We start from the raw sequence: 21,287 nt of genomic DNA on the forward strand, positions 1-21,287 counted from the left end.
TTGCCAAACCGACCAACTGCATGTTCTCAAGGCTGCACCGGAGCATTGCCGCAGGTGGGTTAGCGGTGTGTGGTGCCTTATACTCGGACGACTTTGCTACTGGAGCCCGCTATGCCGAATTTACGAATTGCCGACCTGAGCGCCGAGATCGAAGCCAATGTGCGCCGCGCATTGCTTGAGGATGTCGGCAGCGGCGATATCACCGCCCAATTGATTCCGGCGGAACGGCTGGCCAAGGCCACCATCATTTCCCGCGATGCAGCGGTAATCGCCGGCACTGCATGGGTCGATACGGTCTTCCGCCAACTGGACCCTCGCGTGGCGGTGCACTGGCAGGTGACCGATGGCGACCGGGTCAGCCCTAATCAGGCGCTGTTTCACCTGGAAGGTCCGGCTCGCTCGCTGCTAACCGGCGAACGCAGCGCGCTCAACTTTCTGCAGATGCTCTCGGGTGTGGCCACGCGTGCGCAGTACTTCGCCGACATGGTCTCGGGCACCCAGGTCAAATTGCTGGACACCCGCAAGACGCTGCCGGGCCTGCGCCTGGCGCAGAAATACGCCGTGACCTGCGGTGGCTGCCATAACCATCGCATCGGTCTGTACGACGCTTTTCTGATCAAGGAAAACCATATCGCAGCCTGTGGCGGCATTGCCCAGGCGGTAGAGGCAGCCCACCGGATTGCGCCGGGCAAGCCTGTGGAAGTCGAGGTGGAAAGCCTGAGTGAACTCAAGCAGGCGCTGGACGCAGGTGCCGATATCATCATGCTCGATGAGCTCAGCCTCGATGACATGCGCGAAGCCGTGCGGCTGACCGCTGGCCGCGCCCGCCTGGAAGCCAGCGGCGGCATCAATGACGACACCCTGCGGGTAATTGCCGAGACCGGTGTGGATTACATTTCCATTGGTGCGATGACCAAGGATGTGAAGGCCGTGGACCTGTCCATGCGCCTGAGCCTCTGATATCGCGCACAAACGCGCGCACAAACGACTGTCACGATTCGCTCGGGAGTAGACGCTTTGGAACTATGGTTTGTGATGAATGCGGGCCGACAGCTTGGCCCGATGGATGCGGACGCTGCACGGCTGATTGCCCGTGAGTCGCCCGGCGCATGGTGCTGGAAACAGGGCATGCCGGACTGGCAGCCGATCTATCAGGTGGCACAGGTGCGCGCCATGAAGAAGGACGGCGTGACGCCCTTCCCGGACCCGACGCCGGACATGATCCAGCCGAAACCGTCCGGGCTGCCCGCACAGGCTGCACCTGCACCTGCACCTCCTGCCAAGCGTCCTTCATTCACGCCAGACCCGAACGCCTCGGGCGGCTATGGCCTGGCGCAAACCACTGATGGCGTGGACTTCAAGCTGTACGGTGCGGAAACGCAATTCGTCGAGCTGGAGCTTGATCCCGGCGAAAGCGCCGTCGCCGAAGCCGGGGCGATGATGTACAAGACCTGCGACGTGCAAATGGAAACCATCTTCGGCGACGGCAGCAACCAGTCTTCAGGGCTGCTGGGCTCGCTGTTCGGTGCAGGCAAACGCATGCTGACCGGCGAAAGCCTGTTCACCACGGTGTTTTCGCAACAGGGTTCGGGCAAAGGACGCGTGGCGTTTGCAGCGCCCTACCCCGGCACCATCCTGCCACTGAACCTGCGGGATTTCGGCGGCAAACTGATCTGCCAGAAGGACAGCTTTCTGGCCGGTGCCAAAGGTGTATCCATTGGTATCCAGTTTCAGAAAAAAATCCTCACTGGCCTGTTCGGTGGCGAAGGTTTCATTCTGCAAAAGCTGGAAGGCGACGGCTGGGTATTCGTGCACATGGGCGGCACAGTGCGCAAGATCGAGCTGGCGGCAGGTGAATCGCTGGATGTCGATACCGGATGTCTGGCGGCCATGACGCAGACAGTCGATTACGATATCCGCATGGTTGGTGGCGGCATCAAGTCGATGCTGTTCGGCGGCGAAGGCGTATTTTTCGCCAGGCTGACCGGGCCTGGCACTGTGTGGCTGCAAAGCCTGCCTTTCTCACGACTGGCCGGCCGCATGCTGGCAGCAGGGCCTGCCGGAGTGGGCAGAAGCGAACGTTAACGTCAGCACTTCGTCATTCGACCGAGGGCCATGCTGCGCCCTCACTGCCAAGGAAGAGACATGCAGATTACTCAAGGTCAACGCGTTCCCCTGTCCAGCCTGATTCAGGGCTCTGATCTCACCCTGTCGATTGCCATCAAGTCCGCACAGGTCATTGATTACGTCTGCTTCGGCGTCGATGCCAACGGCAAGCTGTCGGACGACCGCTACATGGTTTTCTTCAATCAGCCGAGCAGCCCCTGCAACAGTGTCAAACAAGTCAATGGCGGGGATTTTCAGCTATCGCTCGCGGGCTTGCCTGCCTCGATAGAGCGATTGGTATTTACTGCGTCCATCGATGGCGCGGGCACCATGAGCGAGATTCAGGCGAGCCATTTCAGCATCCAGAGTCAGGGCCGCGAAGTGGCTCGCGGCGAGTTCTCCGGTGCAACCTTCACCGCCGAAAAAGCCATCATGGTCGCCGATATCTATCGCAAGAACGGCGAGTGGCGCATAGCCTCAAATCTGCAGGGCTATAACGCCGGGCTGGACGCGCTGGTGGTGCATTTCGGCGGCGAAGTGGCTGATGCTCCAGCACCCCCGCCAGCAGCACCCGCGCGTATTTCGCTGGAAAAGAAAATCGCTGATGCCGCACCGCAATTGATAAGCCTGGCCAAAAAGGCTCAGGTCAGCCTGGAAAAAGCCAGACTGACCGATACCAAGGCCAGGGTTGGTCTGGTACTGGATGCGTCCGGTTCGATGAACCCGCAGTACACCCGCGGTCATGTTCAGGAAGTGGTAGATCGCCTGATTCCGCTTGCCGTGCATTTCGACGACGACGGCGCACTGGACTGCTGGGCCTTCGGGGCAAAGCCCCAGCAGTTAAATGCGGTGACGCTGAGCAACTTCCAGAACTTCATCAAAACCGATCATGGCGGCTGGAAAGACTGGGAACTGGGCGCACGCATCAACGATGAGCCCAAGGCGATGCGCATGGTCATCGACTACTACAAGAAGTCCGGTGACAAGACTCCGGTCTACATCCTGTTCATCAGCGACGGCGGCGTGCATCAGGACCGCGAAATTACCAGGTTGATGACCGAAGCGGCGAAACTGCCGATCTTCTGGCAGTTCGTCGGCCTCGGCGGACGCGGTTACGGCATTCTGGAAAAACTTGATGACATGGGCGGTCGCGTTGTCGACAACTGCAACTTCTTTGCCCTCGACCGACTGGACGAGATCCCGGAAGAAAAGCTTTATGACCTGCTGATGGAAGAGTTTCCCGACTGGCTGAAAGCGGCAAAGGGTGCAGGGATTTTGTAGCGCATCGAGCTCTCAACTATCGTACGACGCAGAGCGTCGAGAACTGCGTTCCCAGCCGGAGCCTGCGGAACGACTATCTCAACTATCTCAACCATCTCAACCATCTCAACCATCTCAACCATCTCAACCATCTCAACCATCGTGCGACGCTCCGCGTCGCATGCCGTTCCGGACGCTCTGCGTCCTCTTTGCGATGCAGAGCGTCGCAAGATGCGTCCTACGCTGGAGCGTGCGCAACGATAGCCTCGTAACCAGCCCCAATAAAAAACCCCCGCCATTGCTGGCGGGGGTTTTTTATCGTGCGCTGCTCGGGGTTTAGCCGATTGCAACGCCGTGCGCTTCTGCCAACGGTTTCAGACCGCCTGCAAAGCCTTGGCCGATGGCCTTGAACTTGAACTCGTCGCCATTACGGTACAGCTCGCCGAAGATCATCGCGGTTTCGGTCGACGCGTCTTCCGACAGGTCGTAACGAGCGATTTCCTTGCCATCAGCCTTGTTCACAACGCGGATGTAAGCGTTGGATACCTGACCAAAGCTCTGCTTGCGCTCTTCAGCCGAGTGGATAGTGACCGCAAAAACCAGCTTCTTGACCGCAGCGGCCAAACCGGTGAGTTTGACGTTTACCGACTCGTCATCACCATCGCCAGCGCCGGAACGGTTATCGCCCAAGTGCTCGACCGAGCCATCAGCCGATTTCTTGTTGTTGTAGAAAATGAAGCTGTTGTCATCCAACACCTTGCCACTTTCGCCAACGATAAAGACCGATGCGTCCAGATCGAATTCGGTGCCATCGGTAACGCGTGGATCCCAGCCCAGGCCCACGGTGATTTCTGTCAGGCCCGGAGCCTCTTTCGACAGCGAAACGTTACCGCCTTTACTCAGACTTACTGCCATGTTCGTAATCCTTTCTGGAAAAATGATTAGGCGCGAATCAGAAATTCATGCCGAAAGAGTTGGCCACAGCTTTCAGGCCACCGGCGAAGCCGCTACCCACTGCGCGGAACTTCCACTCGCCATTGTTGCGATACAGCTCGGCGAAGATCATCGCGGTTTCAGTCGAGGCGTCTTCAGCCAGGTCGTAGCGAACGATTTCCGAGCTGGATTTTTCATTCAGCACACGGATGAACGAGCCGCCCACCTGACCGAAGTTCTGCTTGCGGCTGTCAGCGTCGTGAATGGTCACAACGAAAACAACTTTCTCCACATCGGCAGGGACACGGGCCAGATCGACCTTGAGCACTTCGTCATCGCCATCACCAGCACCGGTACGGTTGTCACCGGTGTGTTCGACGGAACCATCGGCGCTCTTGAGCTGGTTGTAGAAAATGAAGTCAGCTTCACTGCGGACCTTGCCATTGGCGCCCAGCAGAAATGCGCTGGCGTCCAGGTCAAATTCCTGGCCGTCAGTGGCACGCGGATCCCAGCCCAGACCAATCAGTACATTGGTCAGAGTAGGGTCGGTTTTCGACAGCGAAAGGTTGCCACCTTTTTGCAGAGTCAAAGCCATGATTCGGTTATCTCCTTTATCCAGTATTTACGCTTTTTCTTCGGCGGGTTCTTCTTTACCCGGGAAGAGCAGGCTTGCAACGATACCGATGATCAACACGACGACCACAACCAGCAGGCTGGTATTGGCGCTGATCTCGTAACCGTGGTGGAACAGGTGGTTGGTTGCGTTCAGGCCCAGTTTGATGGCGATGAAGAACAGCAAGGCAATAACCGCTTTCTCCAGATGCACCAGATAGCGCTTGAGGGCTTCAAGAACGAAGTACAGGGTACGCAGACCAAGAATCGCGAACAGCATGGCCGAGAACACGATCAGCGGCTCGCGGCTCACTGCGATGATTGCCGGCACGGAGTCGAACGCGAACAGCACGTCGGAGATTTCAGCCACAACCAGACACAGGAACAACGGGGTCGCGAACAGAGCGCCTTTGGCGGCCAGAGTGATACCGGCGTTTTCCGGTTTTTTGACTTCTTCTTCCAGAACCGAGCGACGGACGAAGAAGTTGCTGCCGTGCAGCTTCGGCCATACCGGGAACAGTTTCTTGGCGAAGCGATACGCCATGTGCTGCGAGTAGTCGACTTCTTCGTCGTCGTCATCACCCGCTCTGAGCATCATGATGGCGGTCCAGGCAACGATGACCGCAAACACTACTTCGACCCACGGCCCCAGAGCCAGCAGGCCTGTACCAATGGCGACGAAGATGCCGCGGAAGACGATGGCACCGATGATGCCCCAGTACAGAACGCGGTGGCGCAGGCCATCCGGGATCTTGAACCAGGAGAACAACGCCATGAACACGAACAGGTTGTCGACGCTCAGCACTTTTTCCAGCGCGTAACCGGTAACGAACAGTGTGGCGACTTCGGAGCCGTGCTGCACATACAGGAAACCGGCAAAAGCCAGCGAAATGGCGACCCAGAAAATCGACCACGCCGAGGCTTGCGCGAGGGTGATCGGCTTGTTTCCCCGGTGGGAGAACATGTCGATAGCCATGGCCGTAATGGCCAGACCGACGAAAACCGCCATCGTGAGTGGAGGGAAGCCTAGAGAGGTGCTTTCCATTTAACTGCGTTCCTTAGGGTAAAAAATTACAGGTCGAAATCGGACGGGTTCAGGCCAAGCTCTCGGCAGATCGTGCGGCAGACTTCCCGCTCTTTCTCGTCGAAGCTGCCATCAGCGCCACCGATAGCACAGCAGACGCGCACCAGCAAACGGGCGGCATCTTCTTTCTTTTTGATCTTGCCGATGGTTTTCAACGCTTCGGCACGACCAATTTCAAAATCGAACTCGAACTTGGAGCACGCTTCCTGAAAACCCTGGATGACTTCCTTCATGTCAAAAACTTTAAGTTCCTGAGAGTTCTGGATGAAACCAGCCATTTTCTGCTTTTCACTGGAGCTGATATCGCCGTCAGCAGCCGATACCAGCGCACAGCCGGAAACCACAGCTTCCATGAATTCGCGGTTCTTGAACTTCGAAACTTCCGAAGCCAGCTTGTCGCGAGCAGCCGTTGCGTTTGTTTTCAACCAGTCCAGCATGTCTATCTCCCATGAGGCGGCACAGCCAGCCCAGAAATACCACGGTATTGTTTACTTGGAACCGGCAGCCCAGCGCATGCCCCAGCCATAGGCCTTGTCCATGTTGCTGTGGCCATTGTGAAAATCCACCCGGCGGGTCACCTTGACTGCGCCGTTGTCATTTTCCAGCAAGGCAATTGCACACATGCCCTGACGACCACCCTCTTCGTTGAGGCGAACCTCGATGGGTGGCTGGCCCGGCGCATGAATGGTGACAACCCCGTCGGTTTCTTTCCAGTTCGGCGCGCCTTCATAGATGAACGCATAAACCAGAATGCGACGGATCTTGCTCCAGTGTGCGCCATTGATATGCAGCCACTCACCATCGCTGACCGAGCCGGTACGGTCATCGCCCATCAACTTGATGAAAGGCTCGGTGTTGAGCGAACCGAACGAATTGCCCAGCGCCTGGACCGCGCCTTTCAGGCCATCCTGCAGTTCGAAGAGGCAGCCTACATCAAGGTCGATGGCATTGCTCTTCTTCATCGAGAAGAAGCCGCCGCCCTTGCTATCGTTACGACGGTTCCAGTTCAGGTTGACCCGAATCTCACCGAAACCGGCGCTGGATTTCTCCAGGCTGATCGAAGCACGGGTCTTGTCGAGCGTGATCTTGCTCAGACTGACGGTCGACTTGGGCGCAGGCGCGGGAACAGGTGCAGGTGCAGGTGCAGGTTGATCCTGGGGCGCTGCGACCTCTACGCCAAAGTTTTTTGCCAGCGGTTCAAGCCCGCCGGCAAACCCCTGGGCGACGCAGCGGAATTTCCACGCTCCCTGACGCAGATAGAACTCGCCCAGAATCAATGCGGTTTCTTTCATGCCGCTGGTAGGAATATCGGCTTCGATACCGCCAGTGATGCTCAGCGCCAACCGTGACACGCTGCCAAAACTGGCCTTGTTCTCGTAGATGGTTGCCGTCAGGGCAACCTTCTCGATGACCGAATCCAGGCGGCTCGGGTCAAGGCTGAACACAGCGCGCCCGGCCGACGCTTCCGTCTGCTGGACCGCACCGCCGTTGACGATTTTCTGGCCGTAGAAACACATGTCCTGATCGCCACGCACCTTGCCGGAGCCGGTCAGCAGGAATGCAGACACGTCGATATCCGCATCCGCAAGCGGGGAGTAGCTGACCTCGACCGTCAACGGACCGGCAGCGACTGGCGCGTTGGCGCCTGGGACAAGTTGGGTCATGCGCGTACAGCTCCGATGGCCAGTTCGACCAGATCATCTGCAGTACGGCCGTTGGTAACCTGACCAACTGCGGTGAAATCCCAGCCTGCGGGGGTGCGCGCCAGGTAGGACATCACAACGCCGGTGTGCTGGCCTTTCTCGGACAGATCAAAGCGGCCCAGTTCGTTGCGGCTGCCCAGATCGACAATACGGCAGTAGGCGTTGGCGACTTTTTCGAAATTCTGACCGGTGAACGAGTTGACGGTGAACACCAGGTATTTGACCGTGGCTGGCAGTTTTTCCAGATCGACGCTGATGGTTTCATCGTCGCCAGCGCCTTCGCCGGTGCGGTTGTCACCCGAGTGCTGAATGGCACCGTCGCGCGACTGCAATTGGCGGAACCAGACCAGATCGAGGGGCTTCTTGTCGGCGTCGAGCATGATGCAGGAGGCATCAAGGTCGATATCGCCGCCGCCACCGCCGAGCAACTTGCCGAAGAAACCGCTGGCTTTTTCAGGGTCCCATCCAAGGCCCATACTGACTTTCTTGAGGCCGGTACCAGCGGTTTTCTCCAGTGAGATCGTCTGGTTCTTTGCCAAAGTGAGTGCCATTTTTCGCTCCATGTGAACGTCGGAATTCGGATAAAAGTGTTACAGCCTTACCGTGTTGGCCCATCTTTGCCATCAGGATTGTGTAACTTGGCGTTAACGGGGCCTTTATAACGGCCTCGACGCCACGTCGGATGGAACAAACGCCAGTGCGCATCCTGAGCAGCGGCGAGCAATTCGTGATCACCACGCGTGTCGCCCCAGGCACGAACCCGGAACTGCGTGAGCGGCCCATAAACACTTTCAAGGCGTGCGACTTTCGAATCGCAACGGCAGTTGCTGCCTTCGATCAATCCAGTCAGTTTGCCGTCGATGACTTCCAGATTGGTGCCGATCAGCTCTACTTTCAAGCGATTAGCGAAGGGTTGCAGAACCATAGCAGGCGATGCTGAACATAGCGTGACAATGGCGCCCTTCTCGATTTCGGCGGCGATGGACTCCAGCGCAGCCGGGCGCATCAGGCGGTTCCAGTGCGACTGGCAGAACGCCTCGGCCTTTTGCTGCAGCCATTGCACTTCAACGCCGCTGAGAAACGCCTTGATCAGGCGGCCCTTCAGTTCGTCGCGGGTCACACGCTTGGCGAGATAGCCGATGCTCGGCAGCACCAGGCGGGCCATGCGCACGGAAAACGCACGTTGCCCAAAAGCGAATTTGAGAAAAGGCACAAAGCTGTCGTGCCGGGTGATGGTTCCGTCGAAATCGAAAACAGCCAGCAGGCGTTGTTCCACTTCGATTTCAAGATCAGGTCCTGCAGGTTCAAGATCAGGTTCTACGGTTTCAAGGTCAGGTTCTATCATCTAGCTAACTGCCTCAGCGAGTCGAATGCTGGCATCCATGATCGAAGCGGGTGCGGATAACACTCCATGCCATTTGGCGCGCTCCATGATGTGGGTTGCCCATTTGTAATGGGTAGCCGGTTCACACATCGCATCGTTGTACTTGAACACTGCGGGGGCCACAGAGTTCAAAATCATCCGGGCGGAGTTCATGTCCTCCAGACTGACGCGTAGTGCATTCTGAATGATATTGACCTGCGAGGGGTGAATTGCCGTTTTACCGACCAACCCATTGGTAATATCCAGCGCCAGTTCATGTTCCAGAATGTCAGGTGTGGCCAGTTGCTCAAACACCGGCGCTGTGAGTGCAAAACCCTGCGAGCCCATCACTCCCGCGAGCATCGGGATCACATAGCCCATGGGCGTCGAATACAGGGTCATGGCCGGGTTGCGGCGCAGCCCCAGACAGCCCATCAGGTCATTGCCACCGATGCGCAACGCAATGATCCGCTCGTACAGACTGGCTTTCAGCGCTTGCCCAAGTTCGACCATTGCCGTCGGATCGAACACTTCCGGCGTTTCCAGTGTAGGCATCAACGCCAGCGCCGGGTTGGTGACAGACTGCTCCCAACTCGTCAGACTTTTCAGCGAAAGCTTGGGGACAACGAACCCGTCAACGTGCGCCATCAGCGGCCAGTCATTGAGAATCCGCGCCATTGCGGCATCTCTCGGACGAACGAACAACAGCGGACCGTTGGCCGGGCGGCCGCCACGGTCCTGAATGCGGGTCAGCACCTGGCGAAGGTTGACCAGCGCTGTATCGACATCAATCAGCGCTACCGCATCTTCCAGGCACACGACCAGCGAACGCAGTTCGGGAATCTTTTCACCGAACACCACATCGACGATGTCATCGCGGGTGGCGGGCATGTACAGCGTTGCCCCCAGCGCGTAAGGCGAAAATAAGGCCATTAGCTCAGACTCCGAATGATGGTCACTGCCCGATAAGGCCCCAGCACATCGCCGACTTCTTCAACGGGAATCCCCGCTTTTTCGGTCAGGTGCAGCAGCAACTGCACATCGCTGTCCGCCCGATTGCGTACCAGCACATGGTCAGGAACACGACGCATGACCGCCCGAGTGGCTTCGGCAATGCCCGGCTTGATGCGATTGAAGTTAGTGATATCAAAGCGCTCGGCAAGGCGGTCGACCACCTGCGTTGCAGCGTCTTTGAGCCCGGCTCGCTGCGTCAGCGTCCAGGGAGTCAGCGTGAGCGTAGAACTGTTTTGACGACGCTGGCTGTCGATCTGTTCAATAAAAGACTGCGTGACATCGTGGCTCTGCAACTGCTCGTAAACCACACAACCATGCAGCCCGCCGTCCGTCGGCCAGATAGAACGAGACACCAGCCCGGACACGGTCGCGCCAAGAATGCCGGACGGAATCACCCAGTCTTCTGCCGACGCCGCCAGCCAGGCACTGCCGCAGGGATCGGCCAGCACTACCAGCCGTGGCTCTTTAGGGAAGCGCGTGTCGCCTGCCAGACTGCGACGGATTTCACCTGAAATTGCGCCCTTGCCGGTCCAGCCGTCGACAAACACGATGTTCTGCGCGCCGTGGGTCTGAATAATGGCCTCCAGCGCGACTTTATCGATGCCGCGATCACGCACGATGCTGATGCCGTAGTGATGCGCTTCGCGGTGCAGATCGATCAGCGCCCGACGCAACAACACACCCAGCGGCAGACCGGCACGCACGAAAGACACCAGAACGATTTCAGCGCCGGTACATTCGCGGTCAAGCGCCTGCGCCAGGGCTTGCACGTCATCGGCCATACGCGCACCGTTCTGGCTGAGTGCGCGCTGATACAACGCCTTGTGAGCGGCGCTGGGGGCCGACTCCTCGCTGATCATTTCCGAATAGTGCTTCTGGCGTGTCTGGATCAGGCGCTCCTTCTCCGCCACGCTGGTGGTCTGCATCGCAACGCTACGCAGCAGAAAATGCACGTCGTCGTGCAGATAACTGCCACTGCCGACCGTATCGAGCCCGTGAACGGGATCACTCATGCGCTGCTCCGACAAACATTTTCGCCAACTGACTGCGGGCAGGCGTCGCCCACCAGTGGCACTCATCCATGAAACCCAGGTCGGTAATGCTGTCGCCAAAACCGAGCACCGGGCGTTCGCCATTGATGGCTTTGTCGCGCCGCAGCCACTCCTGCACCGCGTAACGCTTGGCCAGCCCCTCGGGCAGAAAGGCCAGGTTGTTGCCATTGCCGTGGATGTGCATGCCGTCAAGCAGGCCTCGGGCCTGCACTTCGGCCAAAACTTTGCTGAGGACGCTGTCATCGCTCTCGTTGTGCTTGGTCACCACGTAATGAAACAGTTGCGCCTCTTCAACCACCCAGCCGCGCAGTGAAAAGCCCAACTCCTGACCAATCGCCAGTGTGGTAGCAGACAATTCATGCAACCGCGACTGATAGCTGGCCAGAGTCTGTTTCATCTGCTCGTTCCAGTCCTGGTCCAGTCGCCCCATGACATCGAGCATCACACCGCCGTGCGAACAGATCGCGCCTGCGGTGAACGGCAGTTTGACCCGGCTGTAGGCCTCGACACTGCGCGCCGTCACCGGCACCACATCGGAGTGCGCCAGCAGCCAGTGCGCGAAGGACTTCTGCACGTTGGTCATGTAACCATTGGCGTTACCGCTGATATCCAGCGTTGCGACATGTTTTTCAATGTTCTCGGGCGTTTTGCGGGCGGTCTGGAAGAGCGTGTCGTCCAGATCGACGAAGATCAGCGGGCGGTCGTTACTCATCGCAGATAACCTCGGCGTTCAGCGCTTCGATAAGCTCGGCGGGTACAGCCTGCCTTGGGGTTTCGGTGCAGATCAGCACCCGGTCAAACTGACCCGGCCGCACGTTGTAAAGGAAGTTGGGGATGCCCAGACCATAGTTGTCGGAGAATGACAGTGCGTGGTCGATGGCATGCCCCAGTGCAATCGGTGAACGGCTGGTAGAGCTGAAATGCACATCGGCACCGGCTTTTTCCAGACGCTCGGCCAGCAGAAACGGCCGCCAGACGAACTCGCTGGTGCCTACCACCAGAACGCGTTCACCCTTTTGCACGCTAAGTCCTGGTGCCAGGGTATCGGCAACCGACAACACCCCCATCCGGCCCCAGTCATTGGCGGTCACCAGCGGCCAGTCGCCCATTGCCACGGTGCCAACCTCAGGCATGTCCGGCAATGGCGCGCTCACGTCTTCATCGAAAGAGTACGAGCCCTGCAACAGCGAGACCTGCTCGGCCACTGCGCCCATCGACGTGCTGACTGCACCTGCCGACCAGTCGGTAAGCACGCAGGTCACCACCCGCTCGATGTTGCTCAGCCCGGCCTCGACCAGCGCCTGATGGAGATTGATGAAGGTCTTGCCCGTCGACGCCTCGTCATCGACCAGCACCAGCGAACGCGCGCCAAGCATCATCTCGCGTAACGCCGGATCGACAGGCAGATGGATAAGGTGAGCGCTGGCGTGGCTGTGTTCTTCTTCAAAACGGGCGAACAGCTCGCTACCGGTAGGATGACGCGTGCTGACCAGATACAAGGCATCAGGGCGCGTTTCGCTGTAGGCACGGTGCACACCGGCACCGAGGCCGACTGCGGTTTCGGCCATGCCGATGACCAGCACCGGGCCGGGCAGGTCTGCCGGAATCTTGTGCGCCAGGTCCTGAAAGCTTTTCAGCATCACGCCCGGACGCGCAGGAATGTGGCGTCCCAACACCCGGGACACGAACAGAAACGCGCGCTTGGGGTTGCGTCGTTCAGCGAAGCCGAACAGAGAGTCCGGGGCAATGGTGGACGAATCGACGCTGACGTCGAGACGACCACGAAGCAGGTCAGCACGAAGCTTTGTAGGGTTGGAAAAAGCTGCGCTGCTGTCCATCGATAAATTCCTGAGTAACGGGGCCGCAGCCCCTGACGCCTGCCACTTGAGCAGGCAACACCGACTTCATTGGCGAGAGGCTTCAACGAGCCATAACGATGACTGAGCGGCGCGTGAGATTTCTGTGGTGGTGTACGACCTTTCCGGACGAGCATGCGGCGCATCGATACGGCATGCCTGCAAAAAGGACAGCAGCAGTGCGGACTTCACTGCGAAGTTCATGTTCTGCCCGTCCGGCACGGTGGACGTCACCATGCCGATCACCGCGCCACCGTTGTCGAACAGCGGGCTGCCACTGGACCCCGGCTGAATCGGTGCCGTGAACTGGAACAGGCTGGCGTCATTGTGCAGGCCGAACAGACCGGAGATTCCGCCCTGCGTCACCTGCAGCCCGCCACCGGAAATAGACGCCAACGGGTAACCCAGGACCGCTACGGTATCACCCGGCTCACAGCCCTGCCCGTCCCGGAATGTAACCGGAGACAACAGCGGTGCGCCCTGCACGCGCAGCAGCGCAATGTCGTTGCGACGGTCGATGACCACCGGCTCGGCCTTGTAACGGCCTTCCAGTGAAGTGATGTAGAACACGCCCATGTCTTCGATGACATGCGCACAGGTCATGACGTGCCCCGGGCCGACCACAAATGCCGTGCCGGTCGCCGACTCATGCCGAGGCCCGCCACCGGAGCCACCAGACGGGTGGCGCGGGTGACGGTCATCAACGTCCAGGCCGATCTTGCGCCCGAACGCCGACAGCCCGTACGCCGAGCCTTCGCTCAGCGCGCGGAATTTCCACTGTTCATTGCGCTTGTAGAACTCGCCGATGATGATCGCCGCTTCGCCGTTATCGCGCAGATCCAGCCGATGCTCGATGTCGGCATCCACTTTGAGATGCAGACTGGCAACGTCACGAACCGGCCCCATGGCTGCATATACATAGACCATCAACAAGACGCGATCACTGCCAGCCGGGAGCCTGTCCAGCCGGAGCGTACAGCCGACATCCTGAGGCCCGCCGCTCCACTCCATCCAGCTCTGTTCATGATGCAGCAGCGCCGGGTCGCCCATGGGCTGACGCTTGTCGTTGACCGCCAGCAAGGCGACGGCAGCATACTCACCAAAAACCGAAGACTTACCGCTCTCCAGGTTCCAGGTGCAGTGGGCGTTAGCTAAAGCAGTGTTTGCACCTGGCGCAAGAAGCTTCATGCCCGATCCTCCCTGATAAGAGCGATTATTGATAGCAAAAATCTATTATCCCGATCAAACCGTGGCCCGTACAGCGACCGTGATGGCCTTCACGCGGATATCCTCAAGCCAATGTGTTTCCGGTTCTTTCAAGCCGAGACGCCGTGTCGCAAAAATACCCGGCAGGTTGACGCCGGTTTCACGCGTATAACCGATCCCGCCGGAGTAACGCGGGTTGATTTCCAGCAAACGCGGCTTGCCGCCAGCGTCGTCACGGGTCTGTACATTGATCAGCCCGTCGCAGGCAAAATGCTCCGCTGCACGCACCGCCAGTTGCACCGCTTCGCTGTCGCGCTCGAAGGTCTGATTCAGCCCCACCTTGCGCCGCCCGACAAAAGCAACCGCCTTGCCGTGTTCACAGACCATGTCCACCGAGCATTCACTGCCGGGCATATACGGCATCAGCAGCATCGCCGGTACGTCTTCGGCCTGACGATAAGCATTAAGGTACGCCTGAAAAGTCGTTTCACGCGCATCCGGATTGGCGAAACAGCGAAAATCGTCGACATCGGCCTTGAAGCGCCAGAAGCCCCGCCCGTAAATCCCGACCACCGGCTTGATACAGACCTCGCCAGATACCGACAACGAATCGTAAGCCGCCTGCAACTCCTCGGCGCTGCTCGCGGCGATTCCCGGAATGCACGCCAGACCCGCCGCCTCGGCCGCCGCCGTGAAGCGACTCTTGTCATCGACATCCATGAAGGTCTGCGGGGACGTTCCGCCTGTGACGAGGTCCAAACCCTCGGCAACAAAACGTGCACGCTGCGCTTCGTAAAAGCTGCCTATACGCCCGGCGACGATAGTCCGGACGCCCAGCGAGCGAGCTGTCTCCAGCACCCAGTCGATACGCTCTTCATTATCGACCGGCTCTTGCAGTGCCACATGGGCCTGCCCGGTAATTTCGGAGCGCTGCTGGCGATGCGAGGCGATAATCTGCACCGACGCAGGCAGCGCATCGCGCGCGCCCATGATCACTTCACGTTGGCTGGACTGCCCTTCAAGGAACCAAATCATGTAAATCTCCGGAAGACAACGCCATCTGCAACGGCCTTGTCGAATTTTGTAATAACTGTTTTGCTTCGAAATGTTCGGATTAGGGCAAAGTCACGCAATTTTAAACAAAGGACGCTGGTATGAAGTGGCTGAGAAGGTCGATTTGGCTTGTGGTATTCGTGGCACTCGGGATCGGCGCATTAAGCCTTTATTACGTCCTGCCGCGCCATGATGTCGTGATGATCACCGGCGTGGAAGTCAAAAGAATGGACGCCGACGGCATCATCAACGCCGAAAACCCGGCAGACGGCCCGACCCGCGACGTGTACTTCATCAACACCGAAGACCCGGACACCAAGAAAGTCGTGGTCTACCGCAACGAAGACACCGGCTGGAGCTTCCCGTGGTACTTCAAATTCGACTCCGCCGACATCCAGGCCAAAGCCCAGGGCTACTCGCGCGACTCCCAGCAACTGGCGCTGATTCGTTATTACGGCTGGAGGATAACGATCCTGTCGATGTTTCCCAACGTGACAGAGGTTGAGGCGGTGACGAGCCGTGATCAGCCGTTTCCGGTTTTTAATACGATCTTTTTTGTGGTGGTGGGGTTGTTGGTGGTGATTGTGGTCGTTGGGGTTAGGAGGCGGTTTAAAGGGCGGGCTCGGGTTGATGGGGTTGTGCGTTAGCACTTAGCTCTGACTTGCGGCCCTCGGCGGATAGTTTAAGGCGAGGGCCTTATTGAGCAGACGTGTCGTGCTTTACTGCGAGCATACCGCCCAGCAACAGCCAGAGAGTGAGTAGAGCTTCCGAGGCCACTGTAGCCCATGCGGCGCCAAGGGCTCCGTGAGCAGGTATCAACCAAGCGTTGAAACATATATTGACCAACAGTGAAAACCCGGCACTGATCATAAAAAAACGCTCACGATGAGTTGCGATTGCGCATTGAACGAGAACCAGATTCGGTAACTCGAAAATCAGAGAAATCGATAACCACCCCATGACAGGTCGAGTCTCGTCGGCATACGCGCTGCCAAACATCAAACCAACCCCCCATTCGCCCGAAGTCCAGCCAATACCCGCCAACGCGATACCGATTGCGAGGGCTACAAAGACAGCGTTACGGCTGAAACCGACGTTGCCTTCCGGCGTCGCAGCCAGCCGCCGCATGCGTCGAAACATGACAAGGGCAATCGGTGTGGCTAGCAACATGACGCCATCGATCAGACGGCAGGCAACGGCGTAATAGCCGACCTCCCGCACGTAGCCCAGAACGCTGTGGAGGATGACTATGTCTACGCGATGGTAGATCGTGGTCAGCAGATTCATCAGCAAAAAGACAAACGCACTGCGGTAAGCCCAAACAGGCAATGCCAGCCGGATTCTGGGCAGCGCAGGCAGATCTCGGCCAAACCAGACGAAGGTCAACAGTAGACCAACCCCCCAGGCAGAAAAGATCACTACTGGCGTCAGGCCGAAAATAGCAATGCTGCTCAGGATCATCAGCGCGCTCAGGCTTCGCGCGCAAACCTGGAAAAACGCGTCCCTGGCAAAATCCCCGGCCCCCTTTAGCCACGAAGAGAGCCACATGACCAGTGTCATTGCGCCAAAACAAAATACGGCAGCGGCCAGTGACGTGCCATCCAGCCAGCGCGACGCCAGATAAGCACCCAGCATCAGCACCGCACTACTGATCACCAGATGCAGCAACGCTTGGCTTGGCAGGACCTGATTCAAAGTCTCTAGCGCAGCTGTGGGGGATGTCCTCTCACGCAGCAGCAGGGTTTTGAGACCCGCATCCTGGATCAACGCCAAAAACATCGCCAGAACATAAATGTAGGTGTAAGCGCCAAACGCGTCAGGTCCCATGCTACGTGCCAGGAAAATTGAAATGCCAAGCGACATCGCAGCGCCGTAAATCGTTGACATCCACTGAGCGATCAGAGGACTGCTTTTCCTCAGTAAAGAAAATAACGAGAAGCCCGACGTGATTTCCGTACCCTGTAAAGGCATCTTTGGAGACATTGAATACTTCCGAAAGAAAGGGCTCTATTTACACAGTAAGAAAGAAAGGGCTCTATTTACACGGTAAAAGGAACCCAGCTATCAAATATCACCGGGCCGAGCGAGTGGATATATGGAAAATGCTAGCACAAGCCAGGGGCTCACCTCCCAGATGGATGCGCAATCACCCCCTGCATCCAGAAACGAGGAGAATACCGCCCACCGAAGTCTTCGGCGAATTGCTGCTTGCGTGTATCCATATCAGGAACATCACGAACGATGATGTAGAAGATCATACCTACTGCAAGCGTCAGACAAACCAGCCATGCACGACTGAGCGCAACACTGGCAGGACGAGGGGGCGTTTGCCACTCATGCAACGCCAGCAGCCAGCCCACAATGATCGCCAGCCAGAGTTGTGAATAGGGCATCACGATCACGCCGTCGACCATCGACTGGGTCAGGGCACCAACAAGACTGGCGAATAGGCACAAGCGCATCAGGTCAACAGGCTCAAGAGACAGCGCACGCTTGTGCAATAGCACCGCGGTGGTGCTCAGCCCATATAACGCAAGACCCGCCACGCATAACGTCGATGGAACCCCCCACTCGCAGGCCCATTGCAAAATGGCCTGATGTGGATGCGCCGCCACGGCATTCCATATATCAGCGAAATGCATGGGACCAAAACCAAGGAGCGGGCGCTCTTTGATCATTTCCCATGCTTGCTGCCAGAGGATTTCACGTGCGGACAGTGAGGTCGTCAGGCGGTCGCCTGCGAAATTGCTGACTTCGATACCCAGCAGGCCTGGTAGCACGCTGAATAGCAGGGTAAACAGCAGAAGCCCCGTCGAGGCCGCACCCATCTGCCAACCAGCCCAACGGCGTCCGGCACGTCCGAGGCAGAACACAACTGCAACTGCGGCGGCCATGCCCAGCCATGTACCGCGAGTCCCCCCACTGATCGCGATCATCCACCAGAGGCTGGTCAGACAGAACAAACCGACCTTGATTGAGCGTCGCGTGGAGGGCAGTAGTAGTGGCAGCACCAGTAAAGGCAGAGTGAAGGTCTGAAATTGGCCGTAAAAGCGCTTGTTGGAAAAGCCGTCGAGTAGCAGGTCGGTGTCGAGGTTAGGGGCGGAGCTGAGGAATGCTGCTGTGGAGGCGGATAGAAACTGGATTGTTTTAACAGTGCAGATAAGGATGACAAAGCCTATAAAGGCGCGATCCAGTTGGACACCGTGAAGAGTTCTTTGCAGGGCAAAGGCGGTGGCAATGGCGCAGGACAGCAATAGGACTGATAGCTCGGTTAGCGCCCACAAGGGCTGGCTGGCGCTAAGGCTTGAAACAACACCACCAAGCAATATAAGAAAAAAAACTGCTCTTATCTTTAACTCTGCAGTACTGACAGCTGAATACTTAGAGAAATTCCAGAATAGACTTGCGACAGATGACAATCCGATAAAAAATTGCCCCATCCTCTGGGGATCATGCATTGTCAAATCAGAGATGCAAGCACACGCAAGCAGTACGGAAAAACACACGAAAAAAAATAGGTTTTCTCTGAGTACTGAAAACAAAATTCTGTCCACGCTAAAAAACCCGATCACTAATGATCGGGCTTCTATTTTATGTCAAGCAAACACTAGCCCCGTCATATGAGGGTCAAGCGTAGCGCTTTTCCAATCACGCCAACAACATATATCGTTCTGAATGTGAATTCATAAAAGTCACTTTCAGACTGATTAGCTGTTTGACTTGCAAGAGCCTGGCATCCAATTGGAAGGAGTACCGATACACGTCCAGCCGGTAATGTCTGTGCCACCAGCGTTTTTAGTGGGCGTCATAGTGACAGTTGTGTCATCCGTCGCTTTAATGAAGCCTTTCACAGTAATTGCCCCGGTGGTCGCGTTGACAGTCAAGCTTTTCGCATATGTGGTAGCGACGAAGCCTGTGCCACATGCGTCGAGTGCAAGAAACCCCTTGCTGGCGACGGTCTCAGTCACGCACGTACGGGCGCTACTCGCAGCCAGGATCAGCTCCGAAGCTTTTGCTCGCGCAGTGTAGTCCTGATAAGCGGGTAGTGCGACAGCAGCCAAAATGCCGATGATCGCAACAACGATCATCAATTCGATCAACGTAAAGCCTTTTTGCGTTTGCATGCTTACTTCTCCAAGCGTCAAAGGGTAGCGCCTTCACTCAAGATAAGCATAGCTCGTGCCACAATAAGGCAACTCTGCACTTGCGCATATTCCATAAGCTACTCAAGCCGAATAGCTTTCAGAAAATCGCAGAAACTGACAATTTTTGTCACATTTACCGCTGCCATTTGGCAGCATCGTCCGACTGCGCTATAACCCTCACACTGTGTGCGTCTGGTGGTTTTATGACTGATGTTGTTCTCACCGGTTTGGCCAAGCAACTGGTCTTGGCCGAGCTTCTTACAGAAATTGCCGCCCAGCAGGCCTATCAGCAGGCGCGCCGCGAAAAAATTTCGCTGGTTAGCTATCTGGTACAAAACAAACTCGTCAAAAGCCTCACGCTGGCAGAGATCGCGTCTGATCAGTTCGGCGTTCCTTTCGTGGATCTTTCCAGTCTCGACAAGGAAAGCCAGCCTAAGGGGTTGGTGAGTGAGAAGCTCGTCAGACAGCATAATGCCCTCCCCCTGTGGCGCCGTGGTAACAAGCTGTTTATCGGCATATCGGACCCGACAAACCATCAGGCGATCACAGATATTCAGTTCAGCACTGGCCTGAATACTGAAGCGATTCTGGTTGAAGATGACAAGCTAAGCATTGCCATAGACCGCTTTTTTGACACTGAAAGCGGCCTCGGCGAGTTGGCGGATATTGATCTGGGTCTTGAAGTCGAACCTGCCAGTGACAAGGAAACCTCACTGGCGACACAGAGTGATGCCGACGATGCTCCTGTTGTGCGCTTCGTCAACAAGATGCTGATGGATGCGATACGGCTGGGCTCGTCGGACCTGCATTTTGAACCTTACGAAAAGATTTTTCGCGTGCGCCTGCGTACCGACGGCATTTTGCATGAAGTGGCCAGACCACCGATTCATCTGGCCAATCGGATTGCCGCACGGCTTAAGGTCATGGCCAGTCTCGATATCTCTGAGCGGCGTAAACCGCAGGACGGCAGGGTCAAGCTGCGAGTGTCAAAAAACAAAGCTATCGACTTCCGTATGAACACGCTGCCGACACTGTGGGGTGAGAAGATCGTGATGCGGATTCTCGATCCGACCAGCGCACAGATGGGCATTGACGCGCTGGGCTATGAGCCGGACCAAAAAGCTTTGTATATGGAGGCCTTGAAACAGCCACAAGGCATGATTCTTGTGACCGGCCCCACTGGCTCGGGTAAAACCGTTTCGCTGTACACTGGCCTGAACATTCTTAATACTGTGGACATCAACATTTCCACAGCTGAAGACCCGGTAGAAATCAACCTGGAAGGTATCAATCAGGTCAACGTCAACCCGCGTCAGGGATTGGACTTTTCTCAGGCATTGCGCGCATTCCTGCGTCAAGATCCCGACGTAATCATGGTCGGCGAGATACGAGACCTGGAAACCGCCGAAATCGCCATTAAAGCCTCGCAGACCGGCCACATGGTGTTATCTACTCTGCATACTAACAGCGCCGCAGAAACTCTGACTCGCTTGCATCATATGGGTGTCGCAGCATTCAACATCGCTACAGCAATAAACCTCATCATTGCCCAGCGGCTGGCGCGCAAGCTGTGCAGCCATTGTAAGAAAGAACTCGATATACCCCGGGAAACGCTCATCCAGGAGGGTTTTCCGGAGGAGAAGATCGGTACTTTTAAAATCTATGGCCCAGTAGGGTGTGAGCATTGCAACGGCGGCTACAGGGGCAGGGTCGGGATTTATGAAGTGGTCAAGAAAACACCTGCGCTGGAACGCATCATCATGGAAGAAGGCAATTCACTGGAGATTTCAAGGCAGATGCGCAAGGACGGATTCAATGATTTGAGGACCTCCGGCCTGTCGAAGGCCATGCAAGGCATTACCAGTCTTGAAGAAGTCAATCGCGTGACCAAGGATTAAGC

Annotated in this window: 21 protein-coding genes; 5 read left to right on the forward strand and 16 right to left on the reverse strand. The window is 57.1% G+C overall.

Translation table 11 applies throughout. The features are described from left to right. Positions 1–111 precede the first annotated feature (111 nt). From nadC to RYC17_RS13670, 3 genes are read left to right on the forward strand one after another with little or no spacing between them, the layout of a single operon-like run. On the forward strand, positions 112–960 hold the full coding sequence (nadC, locus tag RYC17_RS13660; protein ID WP_058400357.1) for a carboxylating nicotinate-nucleotide diphosphorylase: 849 nt from the start codon (positions 112–114) through the stop codon (positions 958–960). Positions 961–1,017: 57 nt separating this feature from the next. Beyond that, entirely contained in the window at positions 1,018–2,085 is a 1,068-nt protein-coding gene (locus tag RYC17_RS13665; RefSeq protein WP_316903372.1) for a TIGR00266 family protein, read from the forward strand. Between the two features lie 60 nt (positions 2,086–2,145). Beyond that, entirely contained in the window at positions 2,146–3,387 is a 1,242-nt protein-coding gene (locus RYC17_RS13670; protein WP_219170943.1) for a VWA domain-containing protein, read from the forward strand. Between the two features lie 315 nt (positions 3,388–3,702). On the opposite strand, the gene RYC17_RS13675 is transcribed toward RYC17_RS13670, so the two are convergent. The 13 genes from RYC17_RS13675 to RYC17_RS13735 all read right to left on the reverse strand — a co-directional run bounded on the left by RYC17_RS13675 (position 3,703) and on the right by RYC17_RS13735 (position 15,224). Continuing rightward, positions 3,703–4,281: a TerD family protein gene (locus RYC17_RS13675; RefSeq protein ID WP_002552039.1), complete on the reverse strand. Its 579-nt coding sequence runs from the start codon at positions 4,279–4,281 to the stop codon at positions 3,703–3,705. Between the two features lie 37 nt (positions 4,282–4,318). Further along, positions 4,319–4,894, reverse strand: coding sequence for a TerD family protein (locus tag RYC17_RS13680; protein ID WP_058400353.1), 576 nt, complete (start codon positions 4,892–4,894; stop codon positions 4,319–4,321). A gap of 27 nt (positions 4,895–4,921) precedes the next feature. Continuing rightward, positions 4,922–5,956 carry a TerC/Alx family metal homeostasis membrane protein gene (locus tag RYC17_RS13685; RefSeq protein WP_004663703.1) on the reverse strand — a complete coding sequence of 345 codons (1,035 nt, stop codon included), beginning with the start codon at positions 5,954–5,956 and terminating at the stop codon, positions 4,922–4,924. 26 nt (positions 5,957–5,982) lie between these two features. Further along, positions 5,983–6,432, reverse strand: coding sequence for a tellurite resistance TerB family protein (locus tag RYC17_RS13690; protein ID WP_002552036.1), 450 nt, complete (start codon positions 6,430–6,432; stop codon positions 5,983–5,985). A gap of 51 nt (positions 6,433–6,483) precedes the next feature. Then, complete coding sequence (locus RYC17_RS13695; RefSeq protein ID WP_316903375.1) at positions 6,484–7,659, reverse strand: TerD family protein; 1,176 nt, start codon at positions 7,657–7,659, stop codon at positions 6,484–6,486. Next, positions 7,656–8,249: a TerD family protein gene (locus RYC17_RS13700; protein ID WP_002552034.1), complete on the reverse strand. Its 594-nt coding sequence runs from the start codon at positions 8,247–8,249 to the stop codon at positions 7,656–7,658. The genes RYC17_RS13695 and RYC17_RS13700 overlap by 4 nt, the downstream gene beginning before the upstream one ends. 47 nt (positions 8,250–8,296) lie before the next feature. Continuing rightward, positions 8,297–9,043 (reverse strand): HAD-IB family hydrolase, encoded by a 747-nt coding sequence (locus RYC17_RS13705; protein WP_122259829.1) that lies wholly within the window; start codon positions 9,041–9,043, stop codon positions 8,297–8,299. Next, complete coding sequence (locus RYC17_RS13710; RefSeq protein ID WP_005782711.1) at positions 9,044–9,994, reverse strand: HpcH/HpaI aldolase/citrate lyase family protein; 951 nt, start codon at positions 9,992–9,994, stop codon at positions 9,044–9,046. After that, positions 9,994–11,088, reverse strand: a complete 1,095-nt coding sequence (locus RYC17_RS13715) for a cysteine protease StiP family protein (RefSeq protein ID WP_316903376.1) — start codon at positions 11,086–11,088, stop codon at positions 9,994–9,996. The genes RYC17_RS13710 and RYC17_RS13715 overlap by 1 nt, the downstream gene beginning before the upstream one ends. Continuing rightward, the gene (locus tag RYC17_RS13720; RefSeq protein WP_316903378.1) at positions 11,081–11,839 is read right to left on the reverse strand and encodes a trehalose phosphatase; all 759 of its coding nucleotides are present in this window, start codon (positions 11,837–11,839) and stop codon (positions 11,081–11,083) included. The genes RYC17_RS13715 and RYC17_RS13720 overlap by 8 nt, the downstream gene beginning before the upstream one ends. Beyond that, complete coding sequence (locus RYC17_RS13725; RefSeq protein WP_316903380.1) at positions 11,832–12,965, reverse strand: phosphoribosyltransferase domain-containing protein; 1,134 nt, start codon at positions 12,963–12,965, stop codon at positions 11,832–11,834. Before RYC17_RS13725 ends, RYC17_RS13720 begins: the two co-directional genes overlap by 8 nt. A 66-nt stretch (positions 12,966–13,031) precedes the next feature. After that, the gene (locus RYC17_RS13730; protein WP_058409012.1) at positions 13,032–14,171 is read right to left on the reverse strand and encodes a trypsin-like peptidase domain-containing protein; all 1,140 of its coding nucleotides are present in this window, start codon (positions 14,169–14,171) and stop codon (positions 13,032–13,034) included. Positions 14,172–14,225: 54 nt separating this feature from the next. Further along, positions 14,226–15,224, reverse strand: coding sequence for an ATP-grasp domain-containing protein (locus tag RYC17_RS13735; RefSeq protein WP_058409013.1), 999 nt, complete (start codon positions 15,222–15,224; stop codon positions 14,226–14,228). Between the two features lie 119 nt (positions 15,225–15,343). On the opposite strand from RYC17_RS13735, the gene RYC17_RS13740 reads away from it, so the two are divergent. After that, the gene (locus RYC17_RS13740; RefSeq protein ID WP_316903382.1) at positions 15,344–15,889 is read left to right on the forward strand and encodes a DUF1523 family protein; all 546 of its coding nucleotides are present in this window, start codon (positions 15,344–15,346) and stop codon (positions 15,887–15,889) included. Positions 15,890–15,938: 49 nt separating this feature from the next. On the opposite strand, the gene RYC17_RS13745 is transcribed toward RYC17_RS13740, so the two are convergent. The 3 genes from RYC17_RS13745 to RYC17_RS13755 form a co-directional block, all read right to left on the reverse strand. Continuing rightward, a complete protein-coding gene (locus RYC17_RS13745) occupies positions 15,939–17,225 on the reverse strand; it encodes a polysaccharide biosynthesis C-terminal domain-containing protein (protein ID WP_316903384.1) in 1,287 nt (428 codons plus the stop codon). A 140-nt stretch (positions 17,226–17,365) separates the two neighbouring features. Continuing rightward, positions 17,366–18,787, reverse strand: a complete 1,422-nt coding sequence (locus RYC17_RS13750; protein WP_410478457.1) for an O-antigen ligase family protein — start codon at positions 18,785–18,787, stop codon at positions 17,366–17,368. A gap of 162 nt (positions 18,788–18,949) precedes the next feature. Beyond that, on the reverse strand, positions 18,950–19,366 hold the full coding sequence (locus RYC17_RS13755) for a prepilin-type N-terminal cleavage/methylation domain-containing protein (RefSeq protein WP_316903386.1): 417 nt from the start codon (positions 19,364–19,366) through the stop codon (positions 18,950–18,952). Positions 19,367–19,590: 224 nt separating this feature from the next. Here RYC17_RS13755 and pilB point away from each other — a divergent pair, with 224 nt between their 5' ends. Then, entirely contained in the window at positions 19,591–21,285 is a 1,695-nt protein-coding gene (gene pilB / locus RYC17_RS13760) for a type IV-A pilus assembly ATPase PilB (protein WP_316903388.1), read from the forward strand. Positions 21,286–21,287 lie beyond the last annotated feature (2 nt).

It is taken from the genome of Pseudomonas syringae group sp. J248-6, from assembly GCF_032586995.1.
Lineage (GTDB): Bacteria > Pseudomonadota > Gammaproteobacteria > Pseudomonadales > Pseudomonadaceae > Aquipseudomonas > Aquipseudomonas amygdali.

Excerpts from the sequence above, each read along its gene's own strand:
- RYC17_RS13745 (WP_316903384.1), bottom strand. The coding sequence starts at position 17,225 with ATGTCTCCAAAGATGCCTTTACAGGGTACGGAAATCACGTCGGGCTTC.
- RYC17_RS13675 (WP_002552039.1), bottom strand. The coding sequence starts at position 4,281 with ATGGCAGTAAGTCTGAGTAAAGGCGGTAACGTTTCGCTGTCGAAAGAG.
- RYC17_RS13680 (WP_058400353.1), bottom strand. The coding sequence starts at position 4,894 with ATGGCTTTGACTCTGCAAAAAGGTGGCAACCTTTCGCTGTCGAAAACC.
- pilB (WP_316903388.1), top strand. The coding sequence starts at position 19,591 with ATGACTGATGTTGTTCTCACCGGTTTGGCCAAGCAACTGGTCTTGGCC.
- RYC17_RS13715 (WP_316903376.1), bottom strand. The coding sequence starts at position 11,088 with ATGAGTGATCCCGTTCACGGGCTCGATACGGTCGGCAGTGGCAGTTAT.
- RYC17_RS13730 (WP_058409012.1), bottom strand. The coding sequence starts at position 14,171 with ATGAAGCTTCTTGCGCCAGGTGCAAACACTGCTTTAGCTAACGCCCAC.
- RYC17_RS13700 (WP_002552034.1), bottom strand. The coding sequence starts at position 8,249 with ATGGCACTCACTTTGGCAAAGAACCAGACGATCTCACTGGAGAAAACC.
- RYC17_RS13740 (WP_316903382.1), top strand. The coding sequence starts at position 15,344 with ATGAAGTGGCTGAGAAGGTCGATTTGGCTTGTGGTATTCGTGGCACTC.
- RYC17_RS13720 (WP_316903378.1), bottom strand. The coding sequence starts at position 11,839 with ATGAGTAACGACCGCCCGCTGATCTTCGTCGATCTGGACGACACGCTC.
- RYC17_RS13695 (WP_316903375.1), bottom strand. The coding sequence starts at position 7,659 with ATGACCCAACTTGTCCCAGGCGCCAACGCGCCAGTCGCTGCCGGTCCG.
- RYC17_RS13705 (WP_122259829.1), bottom strand. The coding sequence starts at position 9,043 with ATGATAGAACCTGACCTTGAAACCGTAGAACCTGATCTTGAACCTGCA.
- RYC17_RS13735 (WP_058409013.1), bottom strand. The coding sequence starts at position 15,224 with ATGATTTGGTTCCTTGAAGGGCAGTCCAGCCAACGTGAAGTGATCATG.
- nadC (WP_058400357.1), top strand. The coding sequence starts at position 112 with ATGCCGAATTTACGAATTGCCGACCTGAGCGCCGAGATCGAAGCCAAT.
- RYC17_RS13670 (WP_219170943.1), top strand. The coding sequence starts at position 2,146 with ATGCAGATTACTCAAGGTCAACGCGTTCCCCTGTCCAGCCTGATTCAG.
- RYC17_RS13685 (WP_004663703.1), bottom strand. The coding sequence starts at position 5,956 with ATGGAAAGCACCTCTCTAGGCTTCCCTCCACTCACGATGGCGGTTTTC.
- RYC17_RS13710 (WP_005782711.1), bottom strand. The coding sequence starts at position 9,994 with ATGGCCTTATTTTCGCCTTACGCGCTGGGGGCAACGCTGTACATGCCC.
- RYC17_RS13725 (WP_316903380.1), bottom strand. The coding sequence starts at position 12,965 with ATGGACAGCAGCGCAGCTTTTTCCAACCCTACAAAGCTTCGTGCTGAC.
- RYC17_RS13690 (WP_002552036.1), bottom strand. The coding sequence starts at position 6,432 with ATGCTGGACTGGTTGAAAACAAACGCAACGGCTGCTCGCGACAAGCTG.
- RYC17_RS13755 (WP_316903386.1), bottom strand. The coding sequence starts at position 19,366 with ATGCAAACGCAAAAAGGCTTTACGTTGATCGAATTGATGATCGTTGTT.